Consider the following 15,252-nt stretch of genomic DNA (forward strand, 5'->3'; position numbering starts at 1 on the left):
TGCCGTCATCGACTTCGAAGGTTCGAATCCTTCCCCCACCACCATCATTCCCCAACATAAAAAACCGAATCCGCCGTTGTAGGCCGGGTAAGGCGCAGCCGCCACCCGGCGACAGGCAGCTACATCGGTGGCAATCGTCGCTTCACCGGCGAACTCTTCACTATCGACGTATTACACTGCGCATGCTCCGCCAGCCCGTCCAGCAACACATCCAGTTGCTCTATCGAGCGCACCACCAGCCTGATCACGAAGCAATCTTCCCCGGTCACTTTGTCGCTCTCAATACACTCAGGCATCGCCTGAATGTACTTATCCACTTTATGCAGCAACCCAGGCAGCGGCCGCACGCGCACCAGCGCCTGCAGCGTATATCCCAACGCCGCCAGATTCACCCGCGCACGATATCCCTGAATCACACCGCGTTCTTCCAGCCTTTTCAGCCGTTCTGCCGTGCTGGGTGAGGTCAAACCGATACGGCCACTGAGCACCTTCAGCGACATGCGCGCATCTTCAACCAGGCAGGTTAATATGTGTCTGTCGATCTCATCGAGAAGGTTTTCCATCGATTTTGCCTCATTTTAAAAAGTCATCACTCTCTTTCGCCTTATATCACCCCTGTAAAACCCGACAGCGATTTTCGACAATAAGGTCATTAAATCAGGAGGTGGATAATGCGTGATTTCCATAAAGGCGTCTGGCAAATGAGCCTGGCGATGTTAATTTCCGGCTCTATCGGTGCGTTTGTTTTACTCTCCGGTCTGCCCGTCAAGGAAGTGGTCTTCTGGCGCTGTCTTATTGGGGCCATAACACTTTTTATTTTTATCCGGGTCAGTCAAAAGCCCTTTAGTCCCCTCACCCGCACCACGCTGATGCTGGCGATTCTCGGGGGTGTGGCATTAGTTGTGAACTGGCTACTGCTTTTCGCCGCTTACGAACGTATCTCTATTGGCCTGTCTACCGTGGTATATAACACCCAGCCGTTTATGCTGGTATTGATGGGGATGTTTTTAGGTGAGCGCGTCAGCCTGGTAAAATGGGGCTGGCTGTTCCTCGCCTTTGGCGGAGTGGTGATATTGCTCTCCAGTGAGCTGACCGGAGCCCATAACAGTAAATGGCTCGCAGGGGTTGGTCTGGCCATGGCCGCGGCCTTCTTTTATGCGCTGACGGCAATCATTGCGCGCAAACTCAAAACAATCGCCCCACAGCATATCGCTTTTATCCAGGTGCTGACCGGCATGGTGATGCTGCTGCCTTTTGCCAGCCAGCCGTCGCTCTCCGGTGATTTTCCCTGGCCGATCTTGCTGACGCTGGGCATCGTCCATACCGGTATTATGTATCAACTGCTGTATAGCGCGATCCAGAAACTGCCAACGCCGGTGACCGGCTCCCTGTCGTTTATCTATCCGGTGGTGGCAATTATTGTAGATAATCTGGTGTTCGGACACGCATTGAACCTGACGCAGCTGGCGGGTGGCGCGTTAATCCTGTTTGCCGCGGCGGGCAACAACCTGGGCTGGGGCGAAAAAAACCCCGCGAGTGCGGGGTTGGTATTAAAACGGTGAATTAGCGACGGGCACGCACAATCTGATACTTGCGCGTCAGGTACTCCACCGGCGCGCTCCAGATGTGTACCAGACGGGAGAACGGGAACAGCACAAACAGCGTCATCCCCAGCACCAGGTGAACGCGGAAGATAAACGCCACGCCATCCAGGTGTTCGGACGCGCCACCGTGGAAAGTCACCACGGACTGCGCCCAGCCGACCAGCTTCATCATTTCACTGCCGTCCATATGTTGCGCCGAGAACGGAATGGTCAGCAGACCCAGCGCGCATTGCACCACCAGCAGGGAAAGGATCAGGATGTCCGCCGCGGTGGTCGTTGCCCGCACACGCGGGCTGAACAGACGACGTTTCAGCAACAGCAGGCCCCCGACGAGGGTCATCACGCCGCAGGCACCGCCCGCGATCATCGCCATCTTCTGCTTCACCTCAATCGGCAGCCACGCTTCGTACATCCAGTGCGGGGTCAGCATCCCGAGGAAGTGCCCGGCAAAAATCCCGAGGATCCCGATATGAAACAGGTTAGACGCGACGTGCATCCCCTTACGATCCAGCATCTGGCTGGAGGCAGCACGCCAGGTGTACTGGCCGTAGTCATAACGCAGCCAGCTTCCCACCAGGAACACGGTGCCCGCTATATACGGGTAAATGTCAAAGAAGAACATATTCAGGAAGTGCATTAGTGCCGTCCTCCGTTAGAGATATCCAAATATTGCGGAGCGACCGCCCCGGCAAAACGACGCTGGTGAGCGGAGATTTCAGACTCGCCGCAGCTCTGGTCAGCAAAGAATTTCACCTGCTCTTCCTCCCAGACCGCATCCAGCGCTTGCGGGGTATCATCGCGGGCTTCATCCGCGATTTTCTCCGCCACTTTTTCACTGTCGACTGCGGCGTTTGCCAGCTTCATCAGCAGGTCGAACAGCACCGCATAGCGGCTCTCACGCTGCTGAAGACGCGCGCTGAGCAACGCCAGGATCGGCGCGATGTCCTGCAGACCGCCAAGCGCCTCGTCTTTCGGCAGTTGAGCCAGATACTCCAGGTACAGCGGCAGATGGTCCGGCAGCTCGCGGCTGTCGAGCATCAGGCCGTGCTGCTCGTACTGAGCCATCAGGTCCACCATCGCCTGACCCCGGTCGCGGGATTCACCATGAACGTGTTCGAACAGCAGTAACGACGTTGCACGGCCACGGTCAAACAGCTGGCTGTAGTCCGCCTGCGCGTCGAGCAGATCGCGCGCTAACAGGTCGCGGAGGAAAACGCCCAGCGTCTGGGCATCATCTTTATCCAGGTTTTCAGATGACGCGAGTGCATCAAAAAGCTCCTGCTGATGCTGCGCAAGCGCAGCATCCGGATACTCGAGCAGACGCGAAACAATGACGAGTTCAATCATTGGTGCGGCTCCGTTTTGCTGGTCACATCCATGGCGTCGATGCGGCGGCTGTTAAACAGGTTGAATTTGCTGTCTGACCCATGGCAACCGTCGCCAAAACTAAAGCCACAGCCATTTTTCTCCGGGAAGGCCTCGCGAGCCAGTTCACGGTGGCTGCTCGGCACCACAAAACGGTCTTCATAGTTGGCAATTGCCAGGTAGCGGTACATCTCCTGGGCCTGTGCTTCAGTCAGACCGACCTCGTCCAGCGCGCGGGTATCGTTAACGCCATCAACGGTTTCCGCACGCTTAAAGTGACGCATCGCCAGCATACGTTTCAGCGCCAGCAGTACCGGCTGGGTATCCCCTGCGGTCAGCAGGTTTGCCAGATACTGAACCGGGATACGCAGGCTCTCGACGTCCGGCAGAATGCCGTTGCTGCCCAGCTCGCCTGCATCGGCAGCAGACTGGATTGGCGACAGCGGCGGCACGTACCAGACCATCGGCAGCGTGCGGTATTCCGGATGAAGCGGCAGAGCCAGCTTCCAGTCCATCGCCATTTTATACACCGGCGACTGCTGCGCCGCGTCGATAACGCTTTGTGGAATACCGTCCTTAAGCGCCTGCTCAATGACTTTCGGATCGTTCGGGTCAAGGAACACGTCCAGCTGACGCTGATACAGATCTTTCTCGTTCTCGGTACTCGCGGCATTTTCAATCGCGTCTGCGTCATACAGCAGCACGCCGAGGTAGCGGATACGGCCTACGCAGCTTTCGGAGCAGACGGTTGGCTGACCTGCTTCGATACGCGGGTAGCAGAAGATGCACTTCTCTGATTTCCCGCTCTTCCAGTTAAAGTAGATTTTTTTGTACGGGCAGCCGGTGATGCACATACGCCAGCCGCGGCATTTGTCCTGGTCGATCAGGACGATGCCGTCCTCTTCACGCTTGTAGATGGCGCCGCTTGGGCAGGTCGCCACGCATGCCGGGTTCAGGCAGTGCTCGCAAAGGCGCGGCAGATACATCATGAAGGTGTTTTCGAACTGGCCGTACATCGCCTTCTGCATGTTCTCGAAGTTCTGGTCTTTGGCGCGTTTTTCGAACTCGCCGCCCAGAATCTCCTCCCAGTTTGGACCGCTGGTAATTTTGTCCATGCGCTTGCCAGTGATCAGCGAGCGAGGACGCGCGATCGGCTGGTGTTTGCTTTCTGGCGCGTTGTGCAGGTTCTGGTAGTCATAGTCAAACGGCTCGTAGTAATCCTCAATGCCCGGCAGATGCGGGTTAGCGAAGATTTTTCCCAGAAGCATCGCGCGGTTACCCATGCGCGGCTGCAGCTTGCCGTTGATTTTACGGATCCAACCGCCCTTCCACTTCTCCTGGTTTTCCCAGTCGGTCGGGAAGCCGGTACCCGGCTTGCTTTCCACGTTGTTGAACCAGGCGTACTCCATACCTTCACGGCTGGTCCAGACGTTTTTACAGGTGACCGAGCAGGTATGACAGCCGATGCATTTATCCAGATTCAGCACCATGCCGACTTGTGAACGAATTTTCATTTTACGCTCTCCTGTACCTGGTCATTACCTTCGCCGTCTAACCAGTTAATATTCTTCATCTTACGTACCACCACGAACTCATCGCGGTTCGATCCTACGGTGCCGTAGTAGTTAAAGCCGTAGGCCAGCTGCGCATAGCCCCCGATCATATGGGTCGGCTTCGGCGTAATACGGGTCACGGAGTTGTGGATCCCGCCGCGCTGTTCGGTGATTTCTGACCCCGGCAGGTTAACGATACGTTCCTGCGCGTGGTACATCATGGTCATCCCGGCCGGTACGCGCTGGCTCACCACCGCACGCGCCGTCAGGGCGCCGTTGCTGTTAAACACCTCGATCCAGTCGTTATCTTCAATACCCAGATCTTTGGCATCCGTCTCGCTCATCCAGACAATCGGACCGCCGCGCGAAAGCGTCAGCATCAGCAGGTTGTCGCTATAGGTCGAGTGGATCCCCCACTTCTGGTGCGGCGTCAGGAAGTTCAGCGCCTTTTCAGGGTTACCGTTGGATTTCGCGCCCATAACTGCGGTTACGGAGCGGGTGTCGATTGGCGGACGGTACACCAGCAGGCTTTCACCGAAGTCACGCATCCACTGGTGATCCTGATACAGGGACTGACGACCGGACAGCGTGCGCCATGGGATCAGCTCGTGAACGTTGGTGTAACCGGCGTTATAGGAGACATGCTCATCTTCAAGTCCTGACCAGGTCGGGCTGGAGATAATCTTGCGCGGCTGGGCCTGAATATCGCGGAAGCGGATTTTCTCTTCCTCTTTATTCGTTGCCAGATGCGTGTGGTCACGACCGGTAAACTCGCTCAGCGCTGCCCACGCCTTCACTGCCACGTGGCCGTTTGTTTCCGGCGCCAGGGTCAGGATCATCTCTGCGGCATCAATCGCCGTGTTCAGCATTGGCTGGCCTTTCGCCGGGCCGTCCGCTTTGGTGTAATTGAGCTTACGCAGCAGATCCATTTCGCTCTGGGTATTCCAGGCAATCCCTTTCCCGCCGTTACCGATTTTCTCCATCAGCGGACCGATAGAGGTAAATCGCTCGTACGTCGCCGGGTAATCACGCTCCACCGGAATGATGTGCGGCGCGGTCACGCCCGGGATCAGGTCACATTCGCCTTTTTTCCAGTCTTTGACGTCCAGCGGCTGCGCCAGCTCGGCCGCAGAGTCGTGCTGGATTGGCAGCGTCACCACGTCGGTCTCTTTGCCCAGATGCCCGACGCACACTTCAGAGAATTTCTTCGCGATATCTTTGTAGATATCCCAGTCGCTTTTCGACTCCCACGCCGGGTCAACCGCGGCAGACAGTGGATGAATAAACGGATGCATATCCGAGGTATTCATGTCGTCTTTTTCGTACCAGGTCGCGGTTGGCAGCACGATATCGGAATACAGGCAGGTACTGGACAGACGGAAGTCGAGGGTCACCACCAGATCCAGCTTGCCGTCCAGACCGTTGTCTTTCCATTCCACCTCTTCCGGCTTCACGCCGCCCTGCTTGCCGAGATCTTTCCCCTGGATACCGTTCTCGGTACCGAGCAGGTATTTCAGCATGTACTCGTGACCTTTACCGGACGAGCCCAGCAGGTTGGAGCGCCAGATGAACAGGTTACGCGGATGGTTTTTGCCGTTCTCAGGCTGTTCAGCCGCGAAACGGATTGAGCCGTCTTTCAGGGACTTAACGGTGTAATCCACCGGTGACATTCCCGCTTTTTTCGCCTCTTCCGCGATGCGCAGCGGGTTAGTCCCCAGCTGCGGCGCAGACGGCAGCCAGCCCATGCGCTCAGCGCGGACGTTGAAGTCAATCAGGTGGCCGCTGTAGCGGGATTTATCCGCCATTGGCGACAGCAATTCCTGAGCGGTAACCGTCTCGTAGCGCCACTGGCTGGAGTGGTTATAGAAGTATGAGGTACTGTTCATGTGACGTGCAGGACGCTGCCAGTCAAGGGCAAACGCCAGCGGCTGCCAGCCGGTCTGCGGACGCAATTTTTCCTGGCCTACGTAGTGGGCCCAACCGCCGCCGCTCTGACCGACACAGCCGCAGAAGATCAGCATGTTGATCAGGCCACGATAGTTCATATCGAGGTGATACCAGTGGTTCAGACCCGCGCCGACGATGATCATTGAGCGACCGTGCGTCTTATCCGCGTTTTCTGCAAATTCGCGGGCGATACGGGTAATCTGTGCGCGAGGAACGCCGGTGATCTGCTCCGCCCATGCCGGGGTGTAGGCTTTTACATCGTCATAGCTGGTTGCGCAGTTTTCATCATTCAGACCCCGTTCCAGACCGTAGTTCGCCATGGTCAAATCGTAAACGGTAGTGACGAGCACCGTTGAGCCATCAGCCAACTGCAGGCGTTTAACCGGCAGTTTATGCATCAGAACATTTTTCAGTTCAACCTTGTTGAAGTGCTCTGATCCTTCGCCTCCAAAGTACGGGAAGCCGACCTCGGCGATCTCGTCCTGGCTGCCCAGCATGCTGAGACGCAGTTCCGTCTCTTCACCGGTGGTACCGTTACGCTGTTCGAGGTTCCACTTGCCCTTCTCACCCCAGCGGAAGCCGATAGAGCCGTTAGGTGCCACCAGCTCGCCGTTGCTGTTATACGCAACGGTTTTCCATTCAGGGTTATTTTCCTGGCCCAGCGCGTCCACCAGATCGGCGGCGCGCAGCGTACGGCCAGCGGCGTAGTAACCATCACGCTCTTCCAGCATCACCAGCATCGGCATGTCGGTGTAGCGACGTACATAGGCGGTGAAATACTGACTTGGTTTATCGAGGTGGAATTCGCGCAGCATAACGTGGCCCATCGCCATCGCCATCGCGGCGTCGGTACCCTGTTTCGGTGCCAGCCACAGGTCACACAGTTTGGCAATTTCCGCGTAGTCCGGGGTGATCGCAACGGTTTTGGTCCCTTTGTAGCGGACTTCGGTAAAGAAGTGCGCGTCCGGGGTACGGGTCTGCGGAACGTTAGAGCCCCAGGCGATGAGGTAGCTTGAGTTGTACCAGTCAGCAGATTCCGGCACGTCGGTTTGCTCGCCCCAGGTCTGTGGAGACGCAGGCGGCAGGTCGCAGTACCAGTCGTAGAAGCTCAGGCAGGTCCCGCCGATCAGTGACAGATAGCGCGCGCCGGAGGCGTAAGAGACCATCGACATCGCCGGGATCGGCGAGAAGCCTGCCACGCGGTCAGGGCCGTAGGTTTTGACAGTGTAGACGTTAGAGGCGGCAATCAGCTCGTTTACCTCTTTCCAGGAGGAACGAACAAAGCCACCGCGGCCGCGAGCCTGCTTAAAGCTTTTCGCTTTATCCGCATCTTCGATGATGGACGCCCAGGCATCAACCGGATCGCTGTGCTGCACTTTCGCTTCACGCCACATTTTCATCAGACGCTTACGCATCAGCGGGTATTTCAGACGGTTAGCGCTATAGAGATACCAGGAGTAGCTGGCGCCACGCGGGCAGCCGCGCGGTTCGTGGTTCGGCATATCCGGGCGGGTGCGCGGATAGTCGGTCTGCTGCATTTCCCAGGTCACCAGACCGTTTTTAACGAAAATCTTCCAGCTACATGAGCCAGTGCAGTTTACGCCGTGGGTAGAACGGACAACTTTGTCATGCTGCCAGCGTTGACGGTAACCGTCTTCCCAGTCCCGGTTGGTATCCAGAACCTGGCCGTGCCCATCGGCAAAAGTTTCACCCTTCTGTTTGAAGTAGCGAAACCGGTCCAAAAATTTGCTCATCGGGTATCTCCTGTGTGGAGCCTGTGGCTCTCTAAATCGACATTGCTGATTTGCAGCGAAGGTAACGCTCTGAAAGAGGAGGAGAATTGATAACGATCAAGGCGACGAGGGACTTTCAGGGGTGGGGTTAGGCCAAATACCACCAAAGCGGTAGATTTTAAAAAATCATAATAATATGATTTTTAATGATATTTTCATTTCATCGTACAATAACCACGGCAAAATTTAACATCTCAGGTATTAAGGGGTAGACCTCCCTGCAAGGCGACGGCGATCACAGTGTTACCGGCGCGCTTCTGTGCAAACCCACCAGTATGTTGTAACTACTTACAGATCAAAAAAAACGCGGCCCCAAGGCCGCGCAAACGGATAATCACACTTACTTATTTTTCTTGGTATTACGGCCATATACCAGCCACGTAATCACAACGCAGGCGATATAGAACACAAGGAACACTTTCATCGCACCCGCCGGGGAACCGGTCAGGTCAAGCGAAATACCGAACGCTTTCGGGATAAAGAAGCCGCCAATGGCACCGATGGCAGAGATAAAGCCCAGCGCAGCAGCGGTATCCGTCGCCGCTTCACGCATCGCCTGCTCTTCGCTTCCACCCTGCGCTTTCACGCGATCCATCGTCAGCTTACGGAAGATCACGGAGATCATCTGGAAGGTGGACGCACTCCCCAAACCGGCCGTCAGGAACAGCACCATAAACACGCCGAAGAAGGCGATGAAGTTTCCGCCCTGTCCGTCCGCTGGCAGCGTCAGGAACAGCAACGCACAGAAGACCGCCATCACGACAAAGTTCACCAGCGTCACGCGGGTACCGCCCAGACGGTCAGAAACCATGCCGCCCAGTGAGCGAGCCAGCGCGCCAATAAATGGACCAAAGAAGGCGAATTGCAGGATCTGCACGTCCGGGAACTGGGTTTTCGACAGCATGGCGAAACCGGCAGAGAAACCGATAAACGACCCGAAGGTGGCCAGATACAGCAGCGCCATCACCCAAAGGTGTCCACGTTTCAGCACCGGCAGCTGTTCACTCAGTGACGCCTTTGACGCAGACAGATCGTTCATAAAGAACCACGCTGCCAGGGTGAAGACCACCAGGAACGGCACCCAAATCCAGGCGGCGTTCTGCAGATAGAGGGAAGAACCATCCGCCTGTTCAACGCCACCGCCACCAAAGGCAGCAAAAATGGACACCGAGATCGCCAGCGGCGCGATCAGCTGCATCACGCTCACGCCCATGTTGCCCAGACCACCGTTAATGCCCAGCGCGCCACCCTGTTTCGCTTTCGGGAAGAAGAAGCTGATGTTCGCCATACTGGAGGCGAAGTTCGCACCCGCAAAACCGCACAGCAGGGAGATGATCACGAACACGCTAAACGGCGTGGACGTATCCTGCACCGCGAAGCCGAGCCACACGCAAGGCACGATCATGATCCCGGTACTGAATGCCGTCCAGCGACGGCCACCAAAGACCGGCACCATAAAGGCGTAAGGAACGCGCAGCAGCGCGCCAGACAGTGACGGCAACGCGGTCAGCATAAACAGCTGATCGGTTGTGAACGTAAACCCAACTTTTGGCAGATTTACCGCCACTGCACTAAACAACATCCATACGCAAAACGCTAATAACAGACACGGAACGGAAATCCACAGATTCCGGCTTGCTACACGATGGCCGCGCTGTTGCCAGAACGCCGGATCCTCTGGACGCCAGTCTGTAATAACGGCACCATTTTCCCTTTCGGGAGCGGATGAGTGACTCATAGACACCTCTGATTCTCGAATGATGCTGCAAACATTAGGGTTTTAGGGCGGCGGTAAGTTGATATAAATCAAAGGAAAAGTGCGAGGATTTGCGGCACGAAAAAAGGTCTTATCCTTAGTGAGTAGGCAAATCAGGTCAAAAAGACGTTGTTTTTCACGGCGCTGACGCGTCCCTGCTCCCCCTACCCTCAGATGCATACTCCACTGGCAATTTAGGAGTAATCATTTATAGGTATGGGTATACTCCAGGGTATGCACCAGAATAGCGCCATTCCTGCAAGCAGGCCACGTCAGGAGCCCGGCAACTCTATGTTAAAAAGATGTTTATCACCGCTGACACTCGTCAATCAGTTAGCCCTGATCGTTTTGCTGTCCACCGCACTCGGCGTGACCGGCATGGCGATTTCCGGCTGGCTGGTACAAGGGGTACAGGGTAATGCGCATGCCATCAATGAGGCAGGCTCACTACGCATGCAGAGTTACCGTCTGCTGGCGTCGGTGCCTCTGACGCAGGACGACCAGCCTCTCATTGATGAAATGGAGCGCACGGCTTTCAGCCCTGAACTGGAAAATGCAGCCATCCGCGCCGGTCAGCAATCCCAGCTTAAAGCCCTTCAGGGCTACTGGCACACCCAACTGGAACCCGGACTGAAACAGGCGCAAAGCCCGGAGACGGTCGCGCAGGACGTGGCGGGTTTTGTCTCACGCATTGATGCCCTGGTCTCCTCTTTTGACCAAACCACTGAATTACGCATCGACCGGGTGGTGATGGTACACCGTGCCATGGCGCTGTTTATGGGCCTGCTGCTGATCTTCACCATTATCTGGCTCCGCGCGCGGCTGCTGAATCCGTGGAAACAGCTGCTGGCCATGGCCCGGGCGGTAACCGCCCGGGATTTTACCCAGCGCACGCACATCAGCGGACGCAACGAAATGGCGATGCTCGGCCAGGCGCTCAACACCATGTCGGCAGAGCTGTCCGAAAGCTACGCGGTGCTTGAGCAGCGCGTACAGGAAAAAACGGCGGGGCTGGAGCAGAAAAACGAAATTCTCTCTTTCCTGTGGCAGGCCAACCGCCGGCTGCACATGCAGGTGCCGCTCTGTGAACGCCTCTCCCCGGTGCTGAATGGCCTGCAAAATCTGACCCTGCTGCATGACCTGGAACTGCGCGTTTACGACGTGGAAGATGAAGATAATCATCAGGAGTTTACCTGTCAGTCCGACATGTCCTGTGATGATAAAGGCTGTCATTTATGCCCTCGCGGCCTGCCGCCGTCGACCACTGGCGGCACGACGCTGAAATGGCGACTAACGGACAGCCATACCCAGTACGGTATTCTGCTGGCGACCCTGCCCGCCGGGCGTCACCTGAGCCACGATCAGCAACAGCTGGTTGATACGCTGGTTGAACAGCTAACGGCCACGCTGGCGCTCGACAGGCATCAGGAAAAACAGCAGCAGCTGATCGTTATGGAAGAACGCGCCACCATCGCCCGCGAGCTGCATGACTCAATCGCCCAATCGCTCTCCTGTATGAAAATGCAGGTAAGCTGCCTGCAGATGCAGGATGCGCAGATGCCGGACAGTAATAAACAGCTGCTCAGCCAGATACGCAACGAGCTGAATACGTCCTGGGTACAGCTGCGTGAGCTGCTGACCACCTTCCGCCTGCAGCTGACCGAGCCGGGCCTGCGTCCGGCGCTGGAAGCCAGCTGTCAGGAGTTTAGCGCCCGGCTGGGGTTCCCGGTGAAGCTGGATTACCAGCTACCGCCGCGGTTTGTCCCGTCACATCAGGCCATTCATCTACTGCAGATCGCCCGTGAAGCACTCAGCAACGTGCTTAAACACGCGGAAGCAACGGCGGTCACGGTCACCGTCAGCCAGCACGCTAACCAGGTCAGACTCACGGTTCACGACAACGGCCGCGGCGTGCCGGAAAATGCCGAGCGCACGAACCACTATGGTTTAATCATTATGCGAGACCGCGCCCAAAGCCTGCGCGGTGATTGTCAGGTTCGCCGGAGAGAGACGGGTGGCACGGAAGTCGTGGTCACCTTTATTCCCGAAAAACCGCTTACAACTTCTCAAGGAGAAACCCATGACTAATCAGGAACCGGCATCCATCCTGTTGATCGACGACCATCCGATGCTGCGTACTGGCGTAAAACAGCTGGTCAGCATGGCACCCGATATTACCGTGGTTGGCGAAGCCAGCAACGGGGAACAGGGCATTGAGCTCGCCGAGTCCCTCGATCCCGATCTGATCCTGCTCGATCTGAACATGCCCGGCATGAACGGCCTGGAGACCCTCGACAAGCTGCGGGAAAAATCGCTTTCCGGACGCATCGTCGTCTTTAGCGTCTCGAACCATGAAGAAGATGTGGTCACGGCGCTGAAGCGCGGCGCGGATGGTTATCTGCTGAAAGATATGGAGCCGGAAGATCTGCTTAAAGCACTGCAGCAGGCTGCGGCCGGCGAGATGGTGCTGAGTGAAGCCCTGACGCCGGTGCTGGCCGCCAGCCTGCGGGCCAACCGCGCCACGTCTGACCGTGACGTCAGCCAGTTAACACCGCGCGAACGCGATATTCTCAAACTAATCGCCCAGGGGCTGCCGAATAAAATGATCGCCCGCCGTCTGGATATCACCGAAAGCACGGTCAAAGTGCATGTGAAGCATATGCTGAAGAAAATGAAGTTAAAATCCCGCGTTGAGGCCGCCGTGTGGGTACATCAGGAACGCATTTTTTAAGGATTACTCATCCGGCAGCAGCTTCCAGCGCGGGTCGTCGTCAGGTATAGCGATCAGCGGCTGCACCACCGCAAGCGTGATCTCATTGGACGAGACGCGCTGGCCCTTCTCATCTTCCACTACCGCCGAAAGATGCCAGCGGTTTGTCGCGCCTTCTGCCTCATTCCAGGCAGGCATAATCACGCTCCAGCCGTCGCTGCTGTTACCCTTCCCGGGCGACGTCAGGCTCAGTGCCTGGGTATCGCCCTGCCAGTGGATCTGACGGATGCCGTGCGTGCTACGAATCTGTAGCTTCAGCATGACGGTTTCACCCCCTTTCAGATCCCACGGCGGCGTTGCCAGCCAGACGGACAGCGTTTTACGCTGGCGGAACTCCATAATCGGAAGGCTGTTGCGCTCGGGGGAATCATAGCGGCTGCCACGCAGAGAACGCGTGGCCGCAACTTCACTGGCGGAGAGTTGCTTTACCAGCGGCACGCCAAAGCGGTAGTTAAGCTTCAGGCCGAGGTTATTCTGGCTTTCGCCGCTTTCACCCTGCTTATGCGCGGCGGTCAACGTGACCAGCGGAACCGGGGTATAGTTAAGCCCAAGATTGACCGCCACCGGGTTGTGATAGCCGGTTCCGCTGTTGAAGAGATCAACGTTGTCGCCAAAATACTGCTCGACGCTGACGCTGGTGTTCAGGTGATGAAACCACGGCAGCCAGGCTTTGGCGGTAACATCATATCCCCGCGCCATTCGCTGTTCCTGAACATCAGATCTGTCGCGCCATCCGGCAAACGGCTGGTAATAGTTCGCTGACAGGCGCAGATTCTCCCCCCACACCTCGGCGCCCAGTCCGGCACGCTGCAGGTTTTCGTCCAGCAGATTATCGTAGAAGGTGTTATAGCCCAGCAGCCATTTTCCGGCGACCCAGCGCTGGCCGATTCCGGCGTTACTGACCAGGCCATCCGTCTGCTGCGTCAGGCCAAGCTGGCTCCAGCTCAGGTAACGGTTGTTATCGTTCCAGGGGATAAACCAGCTCCCGCTGCTGCCGTTAAATTTGCCCTCGTTATCCACCAGTAAATTGACGCTGGCGTTCCCCCAGGGCGACAGCCAGGACTCAATCTGCTGGTTCACTTCGCCGCTCACCGCGTCGCGCACCTGACCAAAGGCAAACTGACGCGCCTGCTCGCCCGTTGTCAGGCCGTTGTCGGTCATACTGGCTTCACCAAAGGCTTTCGCCATTTCGGCCAGGTGCTTTTCCCCTTCCCCTGAGGGAGCAGCCATACCCAGGTCGGGCAGATTATCCCCGTTATTATCAAAGGGATTTTGTGCCTGCTGGATAAAGGAACGCGGCGCACTGTGAACGGCTCCGGCCGTAAGAAGGGGGAGTAAGAGCAGAAAACGAATGCGGGACGATACAACCATCAACGTCGTAAAAAAGAACCTGTGTTTATGGATAAACTCTTATTATGTTAACGCGATAAGCCTGGAAATGCAGTTCTGGCGGAAATTTCAGGATTATCCTGAAACTGATTGTCGGGTGGCGGCTACGCCACCCGACGCCCTTACACCATCATCTAAACAGTCCTTTCAACTCCGAAACGCAGGAGCCACAGTTCGTGCCGCACCGTAACGTTGCCCCCAGCGCGGCGACGCTTTCGCACCCTCCGGCTATCGCCTCCCGAATCGCATTTTCTCCGACGCTGAAGCAGCTACAGATAATGCGTCCCGGATCCACCGTCTCCTCCACACCCTGCCCGTTCAGTAGCGCATGACGCTCTGCAGGCGTCGTGGGGGGCGAGCGAAAAGCAGCGTTAATGATCGGGTGTACCAGCTCCGGTAACGCGGTGCCTTCCCAGAAGCCGAGCATCAGCTGACCTTCATGCCAGGCCAGCACGCTACTGCGTTCGCCGGTTTGAGCAACCTGTAACTGCCAGCCCCGGCTGCTGGCGTAGTTCATGACCCACGAAAGAAACGGTTTATCTCCTGATACCGTCAGATGCGAGGCTTTACGCCACCAGTGAACCCAGGATGGTAACGCCGGCTGTTCGTGGGTATAGAGCACCCCTTGCCAGGCGGGCAGCCAGGGCATGATCCGAACGGCGGTTTGTTTGCTCTCCGGCTGGCCCGACGCCGGATCGCAGCGCCCTTCCACCAGCGCATTCACCTTTCCCTGACGGGCAAACACGGCGTTCCAGTGCATCGGGGCAAACGCCTCGCCTTGCCGGATGCCGCGGTTGACTCGCACTCTGGCGACCATCACGCCGCGCGGTGAACTGATCCGCGCCAGCTGGCCATCACACAACGAGAACCGCACGGCATCGCTGGCGCAGACCTCAACAAACGGCTCCGCGATATGCTGCATCAGCCGGGACACATACCCCGTCCGGGTCATGGTGTGCCATTGATCGCGGATGCGTCCGGTATTGAGGATCACCGGGTACAGCGTGCTGACCGCCGCACCGTGCTGGACCGGATCGACCGGCACCAGGTTTCGACGCGGAAAATCCCCATGTTC

General features: G+C 57.0%; 10 protein-coding genes and 1 pseudogene. 3 read left to right on the top strand and 8 right to left on the bottom strand.

Features of this window, described 5'->3' with window-relative positions; genetic code table 11:
• Nucleotides 1-119: 119 nt before the first annotated feature.
• Nucleotides 120-563, bottom strand: a complete 444-nt coding sequence (locus L977_RS09700; RefSeq protein ID WP_032636269.1) for an Lrp/AsnC family transcriptional regulator — start codon at nt 561-563, stop codon at nt 120-122.
• A 108-nt stretch (nt 564-671) separates the two neighbouring features.
• Here L977_RS09700 and L977_RS09705 point away from each other — a divergent pair.
• Nucleotides 672-1,567: pseudogene (locus L977_RS09705) on the top strand (DMT family transporter).
• Here the strand turns inward: L977_RS09705 and narI are convergent.
• The 5 genes from narI to L977_RS09730 all read right to left on the bottom strand — a co-directional run bounded on the left by narI (nt 1,564) and on the right by L977_RS09730 (nt 10,000).
• Nucleotides 1,564-2,241, bottom strand: a complete 678-nt coding sequence (narI, locus tag L977_RS09710) for a respiratory nitrate reductase subunit gamma (protein WP_023330579.1) — start codon at nt 2,239-2,241, stop codon at nt 1,564-1,566. The pseudogene L977_RS09705 and the gene narI overlap by 4 nt on opposite strands.
• Entirely contained in the window at nt 2,241-2,951 is a 711-nt protein-coding gene (gene narJ, locus L977_RS09715) for a nitrate reductase molybdenum cofactor assembly chaperone (protein ID WP_047625654.1), read from the bottom strand. The genes narI and narJ overlap by 1 nt, the downstream gene beginning before the upstream one ends.
• Nucleotides 2,948-4,483 (bottom strand): nitrate reductase subunit beta, encoded by a 1,536-nt coding sequence (narH, locus tag L977_RS09720; RefSeq protein ID WP_023330580.1) that lies wholly within the window; start codon nt 4,481-4,483, stop codon nt 2,948-2,950. The genes narJ and narH overlap by 4 nt, the downstream gene beginning before the upstream one ends.
• Entirely contained in the window at nt 4,480-8,223 is a 3,744-nt protein-coding gene (locus tag L977_RS09725; protein WP_047625655.1) for a nitrate reductase subunit alpha, read from the bottom strand. The genes narH and L977_RS09725 overlap by 4 nt, the downstream gene beginning before the upstream one ends.
• A gap of 379 nt (nt 8,224-8,602) precedes the next feature.
• The gene (locus L977_RS09730; RefSeq protein ID WP_014884177.1) at nt 8,603-10,000 is read right to left on the bottom strand and encodes a NarK family nitrate/nitrite MFS transporter; all 1,398 of its coding nucleotides are present in this window, start codon (nt 9,998-10,000) and stop codon (nt 8,603-8,605) included.
• Nucleotides 10,001-10,309: 309 nt separating this feature from the next.
• On the opposite strand from L977_RS09730, the gene narX reads away from it, so the two are divergent.
• Nucleotides 10,310-12,106, top strand: a complete 1,797-nt coding sequence (gene narX / locus L977_RS09735; protein ID WP_014884178.1) for a nitrate/nitrite two-component system sensor histidine kinase NarX — start codon at nt 10,310-10,312, stop codon at nt 12,104-12,106.
• On the top strand, nt 12,099-12,749 hold the full coding sequence (narL, locus tag L977_RS09740) for a two-component system response regulator NarL (protein WP_008499531.1): 651 nt from the start codon (nt 12,099-12,101) through the stop codon (nt 12,747-12,749). The genes narX and narL overlap by 8 nt, the downstream gene beginning before the upstream one ends.
• A 3-nt stretch (nt 12,750-12,752) precedes the next feature.
• Here narL and L977_RS09745 read toward each other — a convergent pair whose 3' ends face one another.
• Nucleotides 12,753-14,159, bottom strand: a complete 1,407-nt coding sequence (locus tag L977_RS09745) for a YchO/YchP family invasin (protein WP_047625656.1) — start codon at nt 14,157-14,159, stop codon at nt 12,753-12,755.
• Between the two features lie 148 nt (nt 14,160-14,307).
• On the bottom strand, nt 14,308-15,252 hold a 945-nt coding region (locus tag L977_RS09750; RefSeq protein ID WP_047625657.1), incomplete at its 5' end, for a molybdopterin dinucleotide binding domain-containing protein.

The organism is Enterobacter sp. ZOR0014, assembly GCF_000798855.1.
GTDB classification, from domain to species: Bacteria; Pseudomonadota; Gammaproteobacteria; order Enterobacterales; family Enterobacteriaceae; genus Enterobacter; species Enterobacter kobei.